Genomic DNA, 15,912 nt, shown 5'->3' with positions numbered 1-15,912 from the left:
CCGCCTCTGAAGCGCCGATTCGCGTCGGAAAGAAGGAGCGCGACAACCGAGAACCCGAGAAGGGAGAGGGACGCTTCAGTACGGGATGAGCGTCAGACCGAGAGCCAAGAAGGGAACGAGGAGGAGGAGCATCGTCACCGCGTAGCCGAACATGTCTCGCGCGCGCATCCCGGTGATGCCGAGGAGCGGGAGCGCCCAGAACGGCTGGAACAGGTTCGTGTGAGCGTCGCCGACGGCGTAGGCCACCGTTGCCTGCCCGATCGGAATCCCGAGTTCCTGCGCGGCGTTCAAGACGGTCGGACCGATGACGGTCCACTCGCCGCCGCCGGACGGCACGAAGACGTTGACGATACCCGCGGTTATCCACGCCACTGCGGGGAACGTCTCCGGCGTCGAAACGGAGACGAGCGTCTCCGCCAGAACCGTCGAGAGGCCCGAGGAGTTCATCATCCCCATTATGCCCGCGTAGAAGGGGAACTGGAGGATGATGCCGCCGGTCGAGGTGACGGCGTCGTAGAACTCCTCTTGGTACCGCTTAGGCGCGGTGTACAGGAGGATGCCGAGGAACAGGAAGGCGAAGTTCATCGTATCGAGGCTGAGCGCGTCGAGTCCCTGCGTGAGGAACACCGACCCGACATAGAGCACTCCGCCGAGCCCGATGAGGCCGCCGAGAAGGGAACTCCGGTTGATCCGTTCGCCGGGCGTGTCCGCCCCGGGTGACTCCGCCGCGGTTTCGGGGTCTTCCGCGTACACCGGGTCGTCGTCGTCCGCGGCCGTCGCCGCGCCACCTTCGTCTCGCTCGATTCCGCCGCCGTCCTCCGCGGTCCGCGGTTCCCCGAGTCGGCTCTCGGGCACGTACTCCGTGATGTCGGAGACGTCGTCCGCGGGCGGTGCGAGCAGATAGAGCATGGCCGCCCCGTAGACGATGCCGAGCACCGTCAGCGTCAGCGTGTAGGGGTGGAGGATCGTCTGTGAGACCGGGACGAGACCGTCCACGACGCCCTGTTGGAGGAAGACGTTGTCCGGGGTGTTCATCAGAAGCGGTGCCGACGCCGCGAGGCCCCAGTGCCACGTGAGACCCATCCCCATATACCCCGCGACGCACAGGAGGGGGTAGTGGACGGCCAGTCCGCGCCGGTGGGCCTGTCGGCCCATCTCGCGGGCCATCACCGCGCCGACGATGAGTCCGAGTCCCCAGTGGACCCACGCGACCACCATGGCGATGACGCCGACGAGAACGACCGCCTGCTTGCCGTCGTTCGGCACCGCCGTGAGCCTAGCGACGCCTCGTTGGACCCACGGGTGGTACGCGAGGGCGTACCCGGTCACCAAGATGAGCACCATCTGCATCGCGAAGGTGAGCAGGGCCCAGAACCCGTCGTTCCAGAAGCCTACCATCTCCACCGGGCCGTTCCCGAGGGCGAGTCCGCCCGCGAACACCACGTACGACAGGAGGATGGCGAAGAGGAACGGACTCGGCATCCACCGTTCGACGTGTCTGGAGATACGCGCTCCCAGCCGTTGTATCGCCGTACCGCCGGAGTCGTGTGACATACGAGCCCACACACCACACAAAGCACCATAAAATCACGAGATAGATGATTTTCTGGCGGTTCGGTCGGGAACGCGGCAGAGAGTCGGGTGCGCCGAGTTCAAAACGGACGGAGAACGGCGACGAGACGTGAGTGCGTCGGAGAGAGAAAGAGGCGTCTCGTCCGGCGGACGAGTTCGGCTACGGGAAATCGGAGCCGGCATCACGGCAGTCTGTCCAGAGTCCGTCCTGTTCGGCACCGCGGGCGGGTCCGCGAGGAGAACTCGCCGTTCCCTTTTAGCGTACTCGTCGCGACGAAGCGGCCGGACGGAGAGGACCCAGTTGACCGCGGAGTCGGCGTCTCACTCGTCGTCCGATTCCGGGTTCTGTTGTCGCCGATACATCCCGGCCATCTCCCAGAGCACCTGTTCTATGTCCCCGCCGTCGGCGGCCGTCTCCAGTTGCTTGTAGAGGTCGTCGGAGATGGTTAGTTCGGGCATTTCACTAGTGGTAACCCGCGACACGGCAAAGTATGTTCGGGCCCGTCGGGTAACGGGGAATTACCTCGCTCAGATAGGGTCACGACGACGCCAGAGAACCGATTTTCGGACTTCCTATTCGGGAAGAGTGACGGGACGATTACGACGAGACGCAACGCTCCGAACGTAGGTTCCAGAAAAAGCCTAGGCCGGGATTTGAACCCGGGCTCTCGTCCTTACCAAGGACGCGCTTTACCGCTAAGCTACCCAGGCGCGTCTTCTGATAATGCCGAACTCTCTTTAGGCGTTTCGATTCGGATGCGGTGCGACAGGGAGTTTCACGGGGGCTATCTGTCCGTCGCGGACGAGGGCACACGCTCGTCGGACCCCGCCTCGGCGGCGGACAGCGAGGCGATGCGGTCGGTCGTCGCCTCGGAGAACGCCGTCGCGGCGGGAGCGAGGCCGTCCTCCACGTCGCACTCGCGGCCGAGGTCGGTCGCGTACTCCAACAACGCGGGCGACGCCTCGCCGCCGACGGCGGTGGTGCCGGTGAGGACGGCGAGCGCGAAGATGTCGGCCTCCAAGTTCCGGTCGAGGGCCGCCGTGTCTGCGCCCTCGGCGCGGCGGTGGGTCTGGTCGCGGCCGAACGCCCGAACCACCTCGACGGCGCGGGTGGCCGCGTCCGTGCGGGCGAGGAGGTAGAACCCCCGAGAGACGAGTACGTCCGCCGCGAGAACGTCCAAGTCCGCGGCGATGTCGTCGGGCTTCGCCCGACTGCTTGCCGAGGTTCCCTCGGCGATGTCGCTGTCGTCCGTCATCGTCGTCCACGGGACGTCGTGGGCGAGCGAACGGGTGAGTCGGAGGCCCTCGTAGATGAGTTGTACGCCGGCGGCTTGCTTCGCGATTCCGTCGGTATCGCCGGCGTTCGTCCGGCGGCCCGCAGAGGACTTCTCTGCGGCGTCTGCGTCGGCGTCCATGCCCGGGTCGAGTGCGCGCGCGCTCAACAACGTCAGCACCGCGGGCGTCATCGAGGTGTCGGCGAGGCGGTCGAACAGCACCTCTCTGAGGCGTTCGGGTTCGATGTCGTCGAGCACTTCGCGCGCGGTATCGCGGGCCCGCACGGCGTCGTCCATCGAGCGAGGGTTACGGCGGGAGGGGCAAAGACCTTTGGAAAACGCACCGGAGAACGGCGCATGATTCGGACGACGGCGGACGGACGCGTTCGGACGGTGACCATCGACCGGCCGGCCCGGCGAAACGCGCTCAGACCCACGGACCTCGACGCCCTGCGCGCGGCGATAGCGGAGGCGGACGCCGCGGAGACGCCGGTCGTCTACCTCCGCGGCGCGGGCGAGGACGCCTTCTGCGCGGGCGCGGACCTCGACACCGTGACCGCCCTCTCGGACCCCGAGGCGTTCGCGCGCCACGGCCAACGCGTCGCCGCCGCCGTCGCGGACGCCGACGCCGTCGTCGTCGCCGGTATCGACGGTGCGGCCCGCGGCGGCGGCGTCGAACTCGCCCTCGCATGCGACGTTCGGGTCGCGACGCCCGCCGCGACGTTCGCGGAACCGGGCGTGCAGTTCGGCCTGTTCGGCGCGTGGGGCGGGACGGTTCGCCTCCCGCGGGTCGTCGGCGAGGGCGAGGCGATGGACTTCGCGCTCTCGGGGCGGGTCGTAGACGCCGGGGAGGCGTTGCGGATGGGACTCGTCTCCCGCGTCGTCGCCGACCCGCGGCCGGTGGCCGAGGAGATAGCCGAGAACCGCCCCGACGCGCTTCGGGTCGTGAAAGAACGCCTCCGCGACGAGGCGGACGACGACGCCCGCGAACGGGCGGAAGCGGAGGCGTTCGCGCGTCTCCACGGGCGGTACGCCGACGACATCGCCGCCGACCGGGAGTGAAGAACGGAGAGAGAGAGCGCCCAAAAGATCCGAAATCGGTGTTAGGGACGAAGCGACTCGGGCGCGGGCGGCATGCGGCGCTTGTGTTCGCTCCGTTTGTAGAGTTCGACGACGCGTTCGACCTGCGACTCGGAGACGTCGAGGTTTCGGACGGTGGCCGCCTTCGAGAGGGGGCCGTCGACGTGGAGGGCGAGGACGGCGTCGAGGGTGTCGTAATCCATCCCCATCTCCTGTTCGTCGGTCTGTCCGGCCCACATCTCCGCGGAGGGCGTCTTCGCCACGAGGTCGTCCGGAACGCCCATCGAGGCGGAGAGTTGCCGGACCTGCTGTTTGTAGAGGTTTCCGATGGGATTGCAGTCCACCGCTTGGTCGCCGAACTTCGTGAAGTAGCCCAACAGCGCCTCCGAACGGTTGCCCGTCCCGAGGACGATGTTGTTCTCGTAGTTGGCGACGAAGTAGCCGAGGATGCCCCGCGTCCGCACGTAGACGTTGCCGGCGGCGCGCTTGTCGTCGGCCGCCTCGGGGAACGCCTCGAAGAACTGCTCGGCGATGGGCTGAATCTCGACGACGTCGTACTCGATTCCGAGCGCCTGGGCGACGCGTTCGGCGTCGCTCATGTTCTCCTCGGCGTTGACCTCGCTCGGCATCACGACGCCGTGGAGGTTCTCCTCGCCGAGTGCTTCCGCCGCGAGGTACGCCGTGGCCGTGCTGTCGATACCGCCCGAGAGACCGAGAACCGCGCCCTCCGCGCCGGCGTCGTCCACGACGTCGCGGATGAACTGCAGGATGTGGTCGCGCGTCCGTTCGAGTTCTTCGTCCGAGAGGCGGAGGTCGAGCGGGGCCGACTGACTGAGAACCGTCGTTTCTTCGCTCATCGACTGCGAATACCGTCTCGGAGAACTAATAGTCACGTGCTGTCGGCGTCCGGTGGACGAACGTCCAGCCGATCACGTCGGGGCGGGCGGTGTGCGCGGGCGGAGCGCGTCGAAAATCGTGAGGTGCCGTCGGCGTGTGGCTAAAGCAGCAACGCGACGACGGCTAACACCAGGAACACCACGACGAGAATCTTCGCAATGTCCATCGACAGTCCGGCGATTCCCTGTGCACCGACTGCGTACGCGACCAGTGCCAACACGAAGAACACCAGCGCGTAGTAGAGGAAATCGCCGCTGAACTGAAGGGGCGACAGTACCTGAGCGATCGTCGGTTGTAACATGGGTGTCTCACTCTCCTGCCCGCGTCCCCGGCGAACGGGGTCCGCTCGCCGCCGCTCCCGCTTCCGTTGGACTCGGGCACCTACAGATACACCGGCGACGGAGAAGAGGACCCCGCCAAACCAGTTTGGAAAACGGTTGTCGTTCCTGACTGTGCGAACACTTTCGCGGGCGTCAGCCGAGGTAGCACGTCGTGCCGCAGGAGCTACACTTGAGGACGCCGTCCCGCGACAGCATCACGCCGTCGGAACACTTCGAGCAGCGACCGCAGACGTTGACGCCCGTCGCCCTCCCGACGGCTTTGAGGGCCGTTTCGAGCCACCGAATCTGCTCTCCCTGTTTTTCGACCGCGGCCGCCAACGCGTCGAGGCGTTCGTCCGTGCTGTTCGCGTTTCGGGTCCTGCTGAGGAGTTCTTCGTTCATGGTCGTGGTGCGTCGGTCGGGTCGGCCGCGCCCGCCCCGGGCCGCCTACGCTTATTCTGTTGTACGCGCTCCGTCGATATCTCCTCACCACCTACATATGTTGGTAGTCGAATCGGAACTCGCGACCCAGACTCGCCGGCGCGAGGGGGGAAATCGCGTCACCTCAGCGCTTCCAACTCCCGGGCTTCGCGCCGTGGAACTCGCCTTTCGCCTGCCGCCGAATCGGCCAGACGGTGAGTGCGGTGACGAGGAGGAAGAACCCTCCCACGGCCGCGACGACGACGGCGCCTGGGACGCCCGGGACGGACGCCGTCGCTAACAGCGACTGCTCCGGTTCGAACAGCGTCACGCGGAAGAGCCACGCAACCCCCAACAGCACGTAGAGGGGGTAGTAGACGCGCCGCAGTCGGCGCGATAGCGCCTCGCGGTACGACACCTTGAGCGTCGGCGTCCGAAGGTCGTTGCCGAGTTCGATGCGCCACTCTTCGAGGGGCGCGCCCGAGGGGTGAAGCGAGTTCGCGAAGAGGTTCTCCTCCAACACGCGGACGCGGGACCGACTCGCGTCGTACGTCCGGTACCGCCGCACGTCGAACAGGAGGAACAACGAGACGGCGACCATCCCTATCAGGAGGAGGTACGCCGTGGTGTCCGTCCCTTGGAACGCGAGCGCCAGCACCGCCGCCACCACGACTATCGCCCAGTCGGTCGTCAGGTCGAGTCGAGCGAGCAGGGTCCCGCTTTGGGACACCTCGCCGCGGTAGTAGTGCGGCATCAGTTCGAGGAACTCGTCGCGGTTGGTTCCGGCGACGCCGGCGACTTCCCGCGCCTCGGGGGCCGCAGAGTCGAACGTTTCGGGACCGGCGGTCACCGCCCGCCCCCTCCGCGGAGCGACTTCGACTCGCGGAACTGGATTTTGCGGGCGCTGCGGTTCGAGCGGGGACGTGTGGGAATCCTCGGAGACATACTACCCATACGCGCGGGGCGACGATGGCGCTTTCTACGGGGACGCGTCTCGCGCCGAGTCGGGGCGCGGGCGGAGTTCGTTCCCGGTGTCGAACGGGTAGCCCCGCATCGTGCGGCTATCGGACCGGTGCGATTGAGAAAGGAGGCGGCGGACGGCCGGTCACACGCCGTCTATCGGATTGGCGAAGTACGGAACGCCGCCGACGCGCCGCGCACTCTGTCTCGCGTACGTCCGGAGGAACTCCTCGACCGGCCGTCGCCGAAGCGACTCGCGGTTCGCGTAGAGAAATCCGAGTCGGACCAGCGGGGTCGACTCGCCGTTTCGCTCTGCGGCGTCGGGGGCGGCCAGAGCGTCGCTCCCCGGCGCGTAGTAGCCGACGCCGCCGGAGCCCGTCGCGTACTGGAACTCCCTGACGCCTCGGACGAGGACCGTTCCGTCCGACGCCGGAGATGCCGCGCGCGAACGGCGACTCGCCCCGCGTTCCCCGCCGGCCGCGTCGGACGGGCGGTGGGCGGTGACCGCGCCCGCCGTACCCGCCGCGCCGCCCCGCGCGACTTCCGCCCACGTCTCGACGGGTCCGTCGCCGCCCCACGTCTCGGCGAGTCGGTTCGGCCGGAGGCAGTCGCACCACGCCCCCGGCGGGAGCAACGCCATCCGGTCGGTCGGAATCTCCCGGCCCTCGAACGCGACGCCGTTCTCGGCCGCGCGCGCCCGTTCGTCGGGCAGTATCGGTCGGCTACCGACCAACACGTCCACCTCGCCCTCGGCGAACCGCCCGAGCGCTTCCGTCGTCTCCGCGACGTCGAGGGAGACGTCCGCGCTCGGATTCCGGGTCCGAAGTCCGTCGAGGGCGATGCCCGCCGCGGCGCGTTGGGACGGACTCGCGTCTATCGTCACGGTTCCGGCGCGCCCCGCACCGTCCGCCGCAGACCCCGTCACCAGACCGGCCCCGGCCGTCGCCCCCGCCATCGCGAGGAACGTCCGGCGCGAGGTCGGATATCGGTCGCTTCCGCGGGACCCGCGAGCGTCGTTAGTCGTGGTCATTGGACGAATACTCCGTCACCGGTTACTTCCCGTCGCCGTCGTCGGTCGAATCGGTCGTGTTCGTCGGAGTGTCGGTTTCGGTCTCCGTGTGCGTCTTCGTCTCCGTCTCGGTGTGGTTCTCGCCGTCACCCGCGAAGGCGTCTTCGCCCTGCGGCGACGGGTCGTTGAACGTCTCGGGTTTCGACGGCTGTATTCCGGGGTCGTACCCCTCCAGGTCCTGTTGGGTGGTGTAGGAGAACGTCCCCTCGTCGTCCGGGGACTTCCCCGTCGTCCACGGCGTCTCGGGGTCGGGCTGCTCTTCGAGGTTCGTGGACATGAACGCGTAGTTGAACTCCTGATTCTCCGCTTCGTCCGGGAAACTGTCCGGGATGGGGAACACGTCCCACGGGTCCTCGGGGTCGGCGAGGTCCTTCAGAATCTGCACCCACTGGTTCTGGTGCATCGTGTCGCGGGCGATGAGGTACGCGAGCATGTCCTTCATGCCGGAGTCGTCGGTCATCTCGTACAGGCGGCACGCGAGTTGCCGACCCGTGGACTCTGCCGAGATGTTCGCGCACATGTCGGCCGCGAGGTTACCGGAGGCGACGACGTAGTTCCCGTTGAACGGCGCGCCGTTGGCGTCCACGAACAGAGGGTTCAGACCGCTGGAGAGGAACTGTCGGGGTTGCAGTCCCGCGAGCGTCGCGTAGTCGTTCCCGTCCAGAACGTCCTCCTTCAGCTGGACCGGTGCGCCTTGGAGGTTCTTGTGAATAGCCGTCGCGTACATCTCGATGTGGCCGAACTCCTCGGCGGCCGTGTCGATGAGCGCTCTGCGGTACGGCTTGAACTCCTCCGTCTTCGGCAGGCCTATGGCCTGCGCCATGTACTGGAGGGCCACGCGGAGTTCGCCTTCGACGCCGCCGATGCCTTCCTGCAGCATCTTCGCGAACACCGGGTCCGGCTCCTCGACTTCGACCTTGTACTGGAGTTGGTCGCCTTCGTGGTAGAACATCTATGACACCGTCTGAAGTCACAACCCAATGTCACATATATCTGATACGGGATGCCCCTGAGTGTGCGAGTATCGGCAAATTATCCGGTTTAACACCCTCTCTCGGTATTGTATTTAGTTTGTCAGATTCTCGCTCGCTCATCAACCGGGCGCGGATTGCTTCGAGTTTCTACGCGGCGAGAGGCGGCGCTGACGGGGGGAGACTGCGACGAGAACGAGATTCGGTCGGGTCCGGACTACGCTCGCTCGGACGACGTGTCCGCGTCCCCGCCCGCTTTCACCGTCGTGCCCTCGTCGAGGGCGCGGACGTACTCGTCGGGGTGTTCGAGGACCCACTGCCGCGCCGCGTCGAAGTTGTACTCCGCTAGCCCGTCGAGAACCTCCTCCGAGAGCATGTCGTGCGTCCCCATCTGGCGCATCGTCACGAGTTCGCAGTGGACCTGACGCGGCACCGCCACCGGTCCGGTATCGGAGTCGCTCATGGTCGTCGCCTCGCGTGGGTCGCACTTAGGCCTCAGTATCAGTTCGCCGGTCTATCCGGCGGAGCGAACGGTTGTCGCCACTCGCTCCGTCGAGAACGTACTGACGCAAGGAGGGGAGAACTCGAGATAGGTGCCTCTGACCGCGGTTATCACTCGTTTCGCTACACTTTCGCACTGATGCCTAAGGTGATAGGGTCGAGAGGGCTCCGGGGTGTCATTCGTAATCGATATAAACGGCCGCGCCCTGATTTCGATGCGAGCGCCGACGCCGAGACGGACGGTGTCCGTCGATGCTCGGTGCGAACGACGTGCGCGCCGATGGTCCAGTGGTAGGACATTAGCTTCCCAAGCTAATAGCCCGGGTTCAATTCCCGGTCGGCGCACTCCTGTCAGTCGTCCGCCGCCGACGTTCACCTCGCTTCGCTCGATGAACTCCCGGTCGGCGCATCTTCTCCGAGGCGAAGCCGGTTCCTTACTCCCGCGCCGTAGTCGTCACGCAGGCGTCGGGCGTGTCTTCGACCCAGACGCCGAGTCCGCCGTCGGCGTCGATGCGGCCTTCGAGGCCGTAGCACGGGAAGTCGGTCTTCCCGGTGTCGAACGTCCGCCACTCCTCGCGTTCGTCGATTCGGAAGTGGACCGTGTAGTTCCCTCGACCGTCGGTCCACGGCCCCTCTACCCGTTTCATCGCCTCGTTCGACCCGGTGCCGAGTCGGTAGGACGACCAGAAGGCCACCTCGCCGCCGCGTTCGACGAGGACGTGCATCGTGTGCGCCTCGCCGTGGCGGTTCACCACTCTGACGTACCCGAGACTCGTCCGGTCGTCGGCGGCGGCGGTCGCGGTTTCGGTCTCGGTCGCGGTTCCGTCGGCGGTGCCTCCGTCGTCGGTGGGTTCGCCGGTCGCGGTTCGGTCGTCGTTTCGGGCGTTCGTTCCGCCGCACCCGGCGAGGGCCGCCGCCCCGACGGCGGAGAGCGAGAGGAGATTGCGGCGAGAGAGCGGTCGAGCAGTCGGTTCGTCGCGTCGGTTCATGAACGCGACTCCGTAGCAGGGGTGAAAAGGTTTGCCGTCGAGAATTACGTTCGAGCGTGAGCGTCGCCGGCGGCGTCCGTCCCCGATTCGGGCGGGGAGACGACGACGTAGCCGTCGTCTTCGAGTGCCGTCGCGATCACCTCGTCGAGGTGGTCGCGCATCGCCTCCGAGAGGCGGGCTATCTTGGGGTCCTCCTCGGTGAGTTCGACGCGGGCGGCGTCGCCCTCCGCGGCGAAGCGGTATCGACGGCCGTACTTCTCGCCGTTGTTGCCGTAGGCGATGACCGTGAGGTACGGTCGGCCGCGGTACTCCAGTCCCGGGGCCGCCTCGGGGTCGTACGCCGCCCAACTGCCGACGGGGTACGCCGTCACGAGTGCGAACTCCGAGAGGTTCGTCGCGTACCGACCGACGACCAACGCCTTCTCCAAGGTTTCGCGGTCCCACGTCGTCTCCTCGCCGGTTCGGGCGTGTCGACCGACGACGCGTTCGGGGGTGATCTCCGCGACTTCCCACTCGTCGATGCGGACCGACTCCACGTCGCTCGCGGCGTTCTTGATTCGGTCGCCGACGCGGACGCCGTAGTAGACGGGGCGGCCGGGGCGCCACTGGATGTGCAGTTCGTCGGGGTACCGGAGGATGCGCACCTCCCGTCCCTGGATGATTCGGTGCTCGACCGCGGTGAACCCGTCGCTCTGAGTCGTTGCCATAGGCTCACTAATCGCGCGCTGAGGAGATAATCCTCGCTACGCGCCGGATTGCCGGATGGTCACCCGAAGAACTCGGCGAACTGCCGGGAGTCGAGGAGTGCCAGAAGCGTCGCGGCGGCGTCCTCGTCGAACCAGAGGCGGCGACGCCACCACGGGCCGCGGCCGGAGTCGTTCGACAGTCGGGTGACGATTTCGTTCGCCTCCGCGCCCGCCGTCGGGGAACTGAGGGGGACCACCCGGTCGAACAGGCGGGAGTTCCGCGTCCCGGCGACGAGGACTTTCGCGTCGAACGGGTCGCGCTTGACGTGGGCGTTGTTGGCGAAGCGTTCCCGGTCGGCCGTCGGGAGCGTCTCGTACTCCTCTCCCGTCACCGCGACGTCCACCTCGAACGCGCCGATGAGGTAGACGCCCCAGTCGGGCGGGAGGTGAGAGGCGGCGTCTTCGTACTCGCCGTGGAAATCCAGCGTGGCGTAGAAGAGGAGCCAATCGCCGGGGTCGAGCGTCGAGAGCGGACCCGCCTTCACCGCGTGTTCGTCGCCGTACGTGTACGACTCGCAGAAGGGGTACGTCTCGAACTCCGGGTCGAGGTGGACCGGTCGGTCCATCACCTCCGGGGGGAGTTCGACCGGCGGGTCGAGGTCCGCGTACGTCGGCACCGAGGCGGCGGGACGCGTCGGTTCTCGTTCGGGGATCGGGACGTAGGCGAACGTCCCGTCGGGGTATACCGGCCCCCGGACGCCCGGGAGGTTCGTGTTGGCGGCGACGTTGATGGCGATTGCGCGGGGCATGAATGGAGCGGTCGGACTACGCGGCGGTCGAACGTCGGCGAGAGCGTCGTCGGGCGGACGGGCGCGTCACGTGAGCCGACTCGTGCAGTTCCAACACCGGTCGAAGGTTCGGTCGGGTTCGTTCTCCACCCCGCACCGCGGACAGACGCGCGCGTCCGACCGGGTCTGCTCCCGGTCCCACGCCTCCGTCGCTTGCAGGCGCGAGACGCCCACCGCGTCGCGTCCCCGCGGCGCGGTCCGCGCACGCGACTCCGCGTCCTCCCCGTCGCTCCCGAACCCCCCCTCGTACGTGACGCCCTCGTCGTCGCTGAGGAGGTATCGGTACACCACCAGCTGGAGCACCGTGAGGCCGATGGCGTAGACGACTATCCATCCCCACGCGTCCATACCGTGATAAACGATACCAAGACACTTTATCCTTCGGTCGCGGGGGAACGCGGCGGCCGAGACGCGTTCGTCGGCGTCCGCCCGCAGGTCGGGGTCAGGAGGCGTCCGGCGGCGACAGGTCGCGGTCGAACTCGTCGAACGCGTCCAACCCGTCGGGCAGGTCGTACGGGATCTTCCGCTCGTCCTGCCGGTTCGTGAGTCGGTCCTCGATGGGTTCCGCGACGGACTCCCACCCCGGTTTCACCTTCACGCTCTTGGCGGGGATGCCGACGACGATGTGATGGGGGGGCACGTCGCCCTGCACGGCGGCGCGCGCGCCGACGACGGCGTTCTTCCCGATGCGGCATCCGGCGCGCACCATCGAGTCGTACGTGACGCGGGCGTCGTCCTCGACGATGGTGTGGAAGTTCTCGACTTGCGTCTGGTCCACGATGTCGTGGTCGTGGCTGTAGATGTGGGCGTTGTCCGAGATGGACACCCGGTCGCCGATGGTCAGCTTCCCCCGGTCGTCGAGGTGGACGTCGTCGTGGACGACGGTGTTGTCGCCGACGGTGATGTTGTGGCCGTAGGTGAACGTGATGCCCTTGAAGAAGCGGCAGTTGTCCCCGCACTCGTCGAAGAGATGCTTCGCCAGCATCTGCCGGAACCGGAGCGCGAAGTGGATGTTGTCGGCCATCGGCGTCGCGTCGAACTGCCGCCAGAGCCACTGGAGGTGCTTCGAGCGCGTGAACGCCTCTTCGTCCTTCTCCGCGTAGTACTCCGACTCCAGCGTCGCGTTGCAGGGGTCGTACCCCTGCAGCCGAACGCGTTCCGCCGCGGAGATATCCTCGCCCGCCTGCCACCGCTCGTACGCCCCGCGGTCGCCGTAGAGGTCGATGAGAACGTCTCTCACGACCTTACAGGTGTCCTCCTCGGAGGAGAGTCGCTCGTCCACCTCGTCGATGAACGACTGGACGTTCCGCTCCGCCTCCTCAGGGAGAGAGACGTGGACTTTCGTCATTGCACCTAGGTTCGCCTCCCGAAGACAAATCGGTTCGGTTGTGCGCAGGCGGTGGTGAACCGGATCTCCTCGCCTGTCGTTCCGCGATTTCGGCGGATACGAGTGCGTACTGCGGCGATTCGATATCGGCGACGGAGCGGGGTGAACTACTACCGCGTGAGTCAACGATGAGAGACCGACGCGCACTTTAGCGGCGTCCGAGAGGATGTCGCCATGGACGGCAATCGAGGACCGGACGGTCCGTCGGACGCGCCGGCGCGGGCGGCGTGGATGCGCGACCACGCGTCCGAACTCCGGCGCGAGGACTCGAACGTCGCGCCGGTCATCTACCCGACGGACGAACGGATCGACGACGAACTCCACGTCTGGGACACGTGGTTCCTCCGGGAGCGAGACGGGAGTATCGCCGAAATCGACGGCTATCGGGTCATCGTGGCGCTGACGGCGTCCTCGGACCTGCTCCCCGGAAAGCGCCACGACGTGGCCACCCTCCGCTACTTCTACTCCGATGACGGGGAAAACTGGGAGACGGGCGGGCCGGTGTTCGACGGCGAGGCGTTCGGCTCTCGGCAGTGGGCGGGGTCGGTGCTCTACGACGACGGAACCCTCTACTGCTACTACACCGCCGCCGGGCGCGCGAGGGAGAAGGAACTCTCCTACTCGCAGCGAATCGCTCTCGCGGAGGGCGGAGCGGTGACCGTCGACGACGACGGAGTGACCGTCGACGGCCCGTGGGAGCACTCGATTCTGCTCGAACCCGACGGGGAGTGGTACGAGACGGAAGCCCAGTACCGCGGGATGACGTACACGTTCCGCGACCCGTGGTTCTTCGAGGACCCCGCCTCCGGCGAGACGTACCTGCTGTTCGAGGCGAACACGCCGGTTCCGGAGGGCTCCGACGCCTGCGGGGGCGACGCCGGCCAACAGGAGTTCAACGGGAGCGTCGGTGTCGCCCACTCGCCGACGGGCAACCCGACGGACTTCGAACTCCGGCCGCCCCTCTTAGACGCCGTCTGCGTGAATCAGGAACTCGAACGCCCGCACCTCGTCGTCCGTCAGGGGCGGTACTACCTGTTCGTCTCCAGCCACGTCCACACGTTCGCCCCCGGACTGGAGGGGTACGACGCCCTCTACGGCTTCGTCGCCGACGGGTTGCGCGGCGACTACGAACCGCTGAACGGCCACGGGATGGTCGTCACGAACCCGGCGGGCGCGCCGTTCCAAGCGTACTCGTGGCTGGCGTACGACCACGGCGACGAACTCCTCGCCACCTCCTTCTTCAACTACCGCGAGTACGACCGCCCGACGATGGACGACGTTGCCCTCCTCCCGGAGGACGAACAGCGTCGTCGCTTCGGCGGAACGCTCGCGCCCACCGTCCGAATCGAACTCGACGGGGCGGAGACGCGCGTCGTCGGCGCACTCGACCACGGCCATCTGCCGCTTCCCCGCGAGGAACTGCCCAAACCGTGGTGGAAGCGAGCGGAGGGCGGCGATGGCGACGGAGACGGAGAGTACTGACCTCGACTCTCGGTCAGCGCTCCCGCGCCTCGAACGCCGCGCCGAGTTCCCACGCGGCCGTCTCCGCGAGTTCGACGTCGCCGCCGACGGCCCGGAACGACGCGCCCTCGGCGTCCGCCCGCGTCGGATAGACGCGACTCGTGAGACAGCGCCGTTCGTTCGCGAACAGTTCGACGACGGACCCGTCCACGAACGCGCGGAGCGACAGGGAGTCTCCCTCGACAGGCATCCGTTGCTCGCTCGTATCGGGCACGCCGTCGAGAGCGCTCTCCGAGCGGTCCACGACGAGTTCGTCGCCGTCGTAGCGGACGGCGGTTCGTTCGTTGCCGGCGGGCGACTCGAACAGGCCGAGTTCGAGCGTCGCCCCCGGTTCCGTCCGCGCGTCGAACGCGAGTTCGTAGGCGTTGCCGGACACGTCGAGCGTGCGCGATTCGCCGGGGGTGAGGCAGATATCCCCCTCCGCGGCGCGGCGGCGGCGAAGGTCGGCCAGTTCCCGCGCGGGTCGCTGACGGAGTTCGCCGCCCTCGACGGACAGTTCGCGGGGAACGGTCAACAGCCCCGACCACCCGGCGTGCCACTGCGCCTCCGCGTCGCGGGCCTCGGGGGTCCACCCCCACGTGAGGACGCGCCCGTCGTCCGTCCGCGTCGACTGCGGGGCGTAGTAATCGCCGTAGTCCAGTCGTCCGCGGTGCTCCACCTCGAAGGAGGGGTCCCCGAGGTCGGCGGTGCCGAGGAAGTACTCGACGTGGCTGTAGTTCGAGACGTGCAACACCTGTTTCTCGCCGAAGTCGAGCAGTTCGGGACACTCCCAGACGACGCCGTGGCCCTCCCAGTCGCCGACCAAGAGGGGGCCGACGTACTCCCACTCGCGGAGGTTCGGTCCTCTGTAAAGAAGCGCCGCCCCGCCCGTGTCCTCGACGCCCGCGCCGATGAGGTGGTACCACGTGTCATCGCCGGACTCCGTCCGGCGGCCTGACGAGGTCCCCTCGTCAACGCCCTCGCGCCAGACGTTGTGGTCGCGGAACTCCGCGCGCCAGTCGTCGGTTTCGAGCAGGTCGATGGAGTCGGTGGGGGCCGAGAGGATGGGGTTCTCGCCGTGTTTCTCCCACGTGTCCAACGTCGGGTCGTCCGTCGTCGCCAGACAGGGGAGTTGGTCGCGCCCGCGCCCGCCCGTGTAGACGAGCGTCGGCGTCCCGTCCTCGTCGCGGACGGCGCACCCCGACCAGACGCCGTCTCGGTCCGGGCCGTCCGGGTCGGGCGCGAGGGCGACAGGGCGGTCCTCCCAGCGGACCAAGTCCTCGCTCGTCGCGTGCCCCCAGTGGATGGTCCCGTGGAACGGCCCGCCGGGGTTGTACTGGTAGAAGACGTGGTACGTCCCCTCGTGCTGGATTATCCCGTTCGGGTCGTTCAGCCATCCCCCCGGCGGCGAGAGGTGGTAGCGCGGCCGCCGGTGGTC

General features: G+C 67.4%; 18 protein-coding genes and 2 tRNA genes. 3 read left to right on the top strand and 17 right to left on the bottom strand.

From position 1 onward, the window contains the following. Positions 1–75: 75 nt before the first annotated feature. The 4 genes from ACFQEV_RS02990 to ACFQEV_RS02975 all read right to left on the bottom strand — a co-directional run bounded on the left by ACFQEV_RS02990 (position 76) and on the right by ACFQEV_RS02975 (position 3,143). On the bottom strand, positions 76–1,554 hold the full coding sequence (locus ACFQEV_RS02990) for a short-chain fatty acid transporter (protein ID WP_379692521.1): 1,479 nt from the start codon (positions 1,552–1,554) through the stop codon (positions 76–78). A 339-nt stretch (positions 1,555–1,893) separates the two neighbouring features. Further along, positions 1,894–2,031 carry a hypothetical protein gene (locus ACFQEV_RS02985; protein WP_379692520.1) on the bottom strand — a complete coding sequence of 46 codons (138 nt, stop codon included), beginning with the start codon at positions 2,029–2,031 and terminating at the stop codon, positions 1,894–1,896. A gap of 180 nt (positions 2,032–2,211) precedes the next feature. Next, positions 2,212–2,283, bottom strand: a tRNA-Thr gene (locus ACFQEV_RS02980). Positions 2,284–2,357: 74 nt separating this feature from the next. Continuing rightward, positions 2,358–3,143 carry a DUF7114 family protein gene (locus ACFQEV_RS02975; protein ID WP_379692518.1) on the bottom strand — a complete coding sequence of 262 codons (786 nt, stop codon included), beginning with the start codon at positions 3,141–3,143 and terminating at the stop codon, positions 2,358–2,360. A gap of 60 nt (positions 3,144–3,203) precedes the next feature. Here ACFQEV_RS02975 and ACFQEV_RS02970 point away from each other — a divergent pair, with 60 nt between their 5' ends. Continuing rightward, on the top strand, positions 3,204–3,908 hold the full coding sequence (locus ACFQEV_RS02970; protein WP_379692516.1) for an enoyl-CoA hydratase/isomerase family protein: 705 nt from the start codon (positions 3,204–3,206) through the stop codon (positions 3,906–3,908). A gap of 41 nt (positions 3,909–3,949) precedes the next feature. On the opposite strand, the gene ACFQEV_RS02965 is transcribed toward ACFQEV_RS02970, so the two are convergent. From ACFQEV_RS02965 to ACFQEV_RS02935, 7 genes are all read right to left on the bottom strand, one after another. Further along, on the bottom strand, positions 3,950–4,783 hold the full coding sequence (locus ACFQEV_RS02965) for an NAD+ synthase (protein ID WP_379692515.1): 834 nt from the start codon (positions 4,781–4,783) through the stop codon (positions 3,950–3,952). A 140-nt stretch (positions 4,784–4,923) separates the two neighbouring features. Continuing rightward, entirely contained in the window at positions 4,924–5,124 is a 201-nt protein-coding gene (locus ACFQEV_RS02960) for a DUF1328 domain-containing protein (RefSeq protein ID WP_092531561.1), read from the bottom strand. A gap of 172 nt (positions 5,125–5,296) precedes the next feature. Next, positions 5,297–5,545 (bottom strand): hypothetical protein, encoded by a 249-nt coding sequence (locus ACFQEV_RS02955; protein ID WP_379692513.1) that lies wholly within the window; start codon positions 5,543–5,545, stop codon positions 5,297–5,299. Between the two features lie 163 nt (positions 5,546–5,708). After that, a complete protein-coding gene (locus ACFQEV_RS02950) occupies positions 5,709–6,413 on the bottom strand; it encodes a DUF2270 domain-containing protein (RefSeq protein ID WP_379692512.1) in 705 nt (234 codons plus the stop codon). 255 nt (positions 6,414–6,668) lie between these two features. After that, positions 6,669–7,553: a substrate-binding domain-containing protein gene (locus tag ACFQEV_RS02945; protein ID WP_379692511.1), complete on the bottom strand. Its 885-nt coding sequence runs from the start codon at positions 7,551–7,553 to the stop codon at positions 6,669–6,671. A gap of 22 nt (positions 7,554–7,575) precedes the next feature. Next, positions 7,576–8,544 (bottom strand): manganese catalase family protein, encoded by a 969-nt coding sequence (locus ACFQEV_RS02940; RefSeq protein WP_379692510.1) that lies wholly within the window; start codon positions 8,542–8,544, stop codon positions 7,576–7,578. 236 nt (positions 8,545–8,780) lie between these two features. Continuing rightward, positions 8,781–9,026: a hypothetical protein gene (locus ACFQEV_RS02935; RefSeq protein ID WP_379692509.1), complete on the bottom strand. Its 246-nt coding sequence runs from the start codon at positions 9,024–9,026 to the stop codon at positions 8,781–8,783. 312 nt (positions 9,027–9,338) lie between these two features. Here ACFQEV_RS02935 and ACFQEV_RS02930 point away from each other — a divergent pair. After that, positions 9,339–9,409: transfer RNA gene (locus tag ACFQEV_RS02930), tRNA-Gly, on the top strand. 89 nt (positions 9,410–9,498) lie between these two features. On the opposite strand, the gene ACFQEV_RS02925 is transcribed toward ACFQEV_RS02930, so the two are convergent. From ACFQEV_RS02925 to ACFQEV_RS02905, 5 genes are all read right to left on the bottom strand, one after another. Then, the gene (locus ACFQEV_RS02925; protein WP_379692508.1) at positions 9,499–10,053 is read right to left on the bottom strand and encodes a hypothetical protein; all 555 of its coding nucleotides are present in this window, start codon (positions 10,051–10,053) and stop codon (positions 9,499–9,501) included. Positions 10,054–10,097: 44 nt separating this feature from the next. Next, positions 10,098–10,760 carry a hypothetical protein gene (locus ACFQEV_RS02920; protein ID WP_379692507.1) on the bottom strand — a complete coding sequence of 221 codons (663 nt, stop codon included), beginning with the start codon at positions 10,758–10,760 and terminating at the stop codon, positions 10,098–10,100. Positions 10,761–10,819: 59 nt separating this feature from the next. Next, positions 10,820–11,548: an Nmad3 family putative nucleotide modification protein gene (locus ACFQEV_RS02915; protein ID WP_379692505.1), complete on the bottom strand. Its 729-nt coding sequence runs from the start codon at positions 11,546–11,548 to the stop codon at positions 10,820–10,822. 66 nt (positions 11,549–11,614) lie between these two features. Beyond that, positions 11,615–11,935 carry a DUF7577 domain-containing protein gene (locus ACFQEV_RS02910; RefSeq protein WP_379692504.1) on the bottom strand — a complete coding sequence of 107 codons (321 nt, stop codon included), beginning with the start codon at positions 11,933–11,935 and terminating at the stop codon, positions 11,615–11,617. Positions 11,936–12,029: 94 nt separating this feature from the next. Further along, complete coding sequence (locus tag ACFQEV_RS02905) at positions 12,030–12,935, bottom strand: acyltransferase (protein ID WP_379692502.1); 906 nt, start codon at positions 12,933–12,935, stop codon at positions 12,030–12,032. Positions 12,936–13,148: 213 nt separating this feature from the next. Here ACFQEV_RS02905 and ACFQEV_RS02900 point away from each other — a divergent pair, with 213 nt between their 5' ends. Then, the gene (locus tag ACFQEV_RS02900; protein WP_379692501.1) at positions 13,149–14,456 is read left to right on the top strand and encodes a glycoside hydrolase family 68 protein; all 1,308 of its coding nucleotides are present in this window, start codon (positions 13,149–13,151) and stop codon (positions 14,454–14,456) included. A gap of 13 nt (positions 14,457–14,469) precedes the next feature. Here the strand turns inward: ACFQEV_RS02900 and ACFQEV_RS02895 are convergent. Beyond that, positions 14,470–15,912, bottom strand: a 1,443-nt coding sequence (locus ACFQEV_RS02895; RefSeq protein ID WP_379692500.1) for a glycoside hydrolase family 32 protein, incomplete at its 5' end; no start/stop codon positions are given.

The organism is Halopelagius fulvigenes (genome assembly GCF_042662625.1).
GTDB classification, from domain to species: domain Archaea; phylum Halobacteriota; class Halobacteria; order Halobacteriales; family Haloferacaceae; genus Halopelagius; species Halopelagius fulvigenes.
The sequence above is the reverse complement of the archived record's forward strand: the minus strand, read 5'-3'. Positions and strand labels throughout refer to the sequence as shown.

Excerpts from the sequence above, each read along its gene's own strand:
- ACFQEV_RS02990 (WP_379692521.1), bottom strand. The coding sequence starts at position 1,554 with ATGTCACACGACTCCGGCGGTACGGCGATACAACGGCTGGGAGCGCGT.
- ACFQEV_RS02985 (WP_379692520.1), bottom strand. The coding sequence starts at position 2,031 with ATGCCCGAACTAACCATCTCCGACGACCTCTACAAGCAACTGGAGACG.
- ACFQEV_RS02975 (WP_379692518.1), bottom strand. The coding sequence starts at position 3,143 with ATGGACGACGCCGTGCGGGCCCGCGATACCGCGCGCGAAGTGCTCGAC.
- ACFQEV_RS02970 (WP_379692516.1), top strand. The coding sequence starts at position 3,204 with ATGATTCGGACGACGGCGGACGGACGCGTTCGGACGGTGACCATCGAC.
- ACFQEV_RS02965 (WP_379692515.1), bottom strand. The coding sequence starts at position 4,783 with ATGAGCGAAGAAACGACGGTTCTCAGTCAGTCGGCCCCGCTCGACCTC.
- ACFQEV_RS02960 (WP_092531561.1), bottom strand. The coding sequence starts at position 5,124 with ATGTTACAACCGACGATCGCTCAGGTACTGTCGCCCCTTCAGTTCAGC.
- ACFQEV_RS02955 (WP_379692513.1), bottom strand. The coding sequence starts at position 5,545 with ATGAACGAAGAACTCCTCAGCAGGACCCGAAACGCGAACAGCACGGAC.
- ACFQEV_RS02945 (WP_379692511.1), bottom strand. The coding sequence starts at position 7,553 with ATGACCACGACTAACGACGCTCGCGGGTCCCGCGGAAGCGACCGATAT.
- ACFQEV_RS02940 (WP_379692510.1), bottom strand. The coding sequence starts at position 8,544 with ATGTTCTACCACGAAGGCGACCAACTCCAGTACAAGGTCGAAGTCGAG.
- ACFQEV_RS02935 (WP_379692509.1), bottom strand. The coding sequence starts at position 9,026 with ATGAGCGACTCCGATACCGGACCGGTGGCGGTGCCGCGTCAGGTCCAC.
- ACFQEV_RS02925 (WP_379692508.1), bottom strand. The coding sequence starts at position 10,053 with ATGAACCGACGCGACGAACCGACTGCTCGACCGCTCTCTCGCCGCAAT.
- ACFQEV_RS02920 (WP_379692507.1), bottom strand. The coding sequence starts at position 10,760 with ATGGCAACGACTCAGAGCGACGGGTTCACCGCGGTCGAGCACCGAATC.
- ACFQEV_RS02915 (WP_379692505.1), bottom strand. The coding sequence starts at position 11,548 with ATGCCCCGCGCAATCGCCATCAACGTCGCCGCCAACACGAACCTCCCG.
- ACFQEV_RS02910 (WP_379692504.1), bottom strand. The coding sequence starts at position 11,935 with ATGGACGCGTGGGGATGGATAGTCGTCTACGCCATCGGCCTCACGGTG.
- ACFQEV_RS02905 (WP_379692502.1), bottom strand. The coding sequence starts at position 12,935 with ATGACGAAAGTCCACGTCTCTCTCCCTGAGGAGGCGGAGCGGAACGTC.
- ACFQEV_RS02900 (WP_379692501.1), top strand. The coding sequence starts at position 13,149 with ATGGACGGCAATCGAGGACCGGACGGTCCGTCGGACGCGCCGGCGCGG.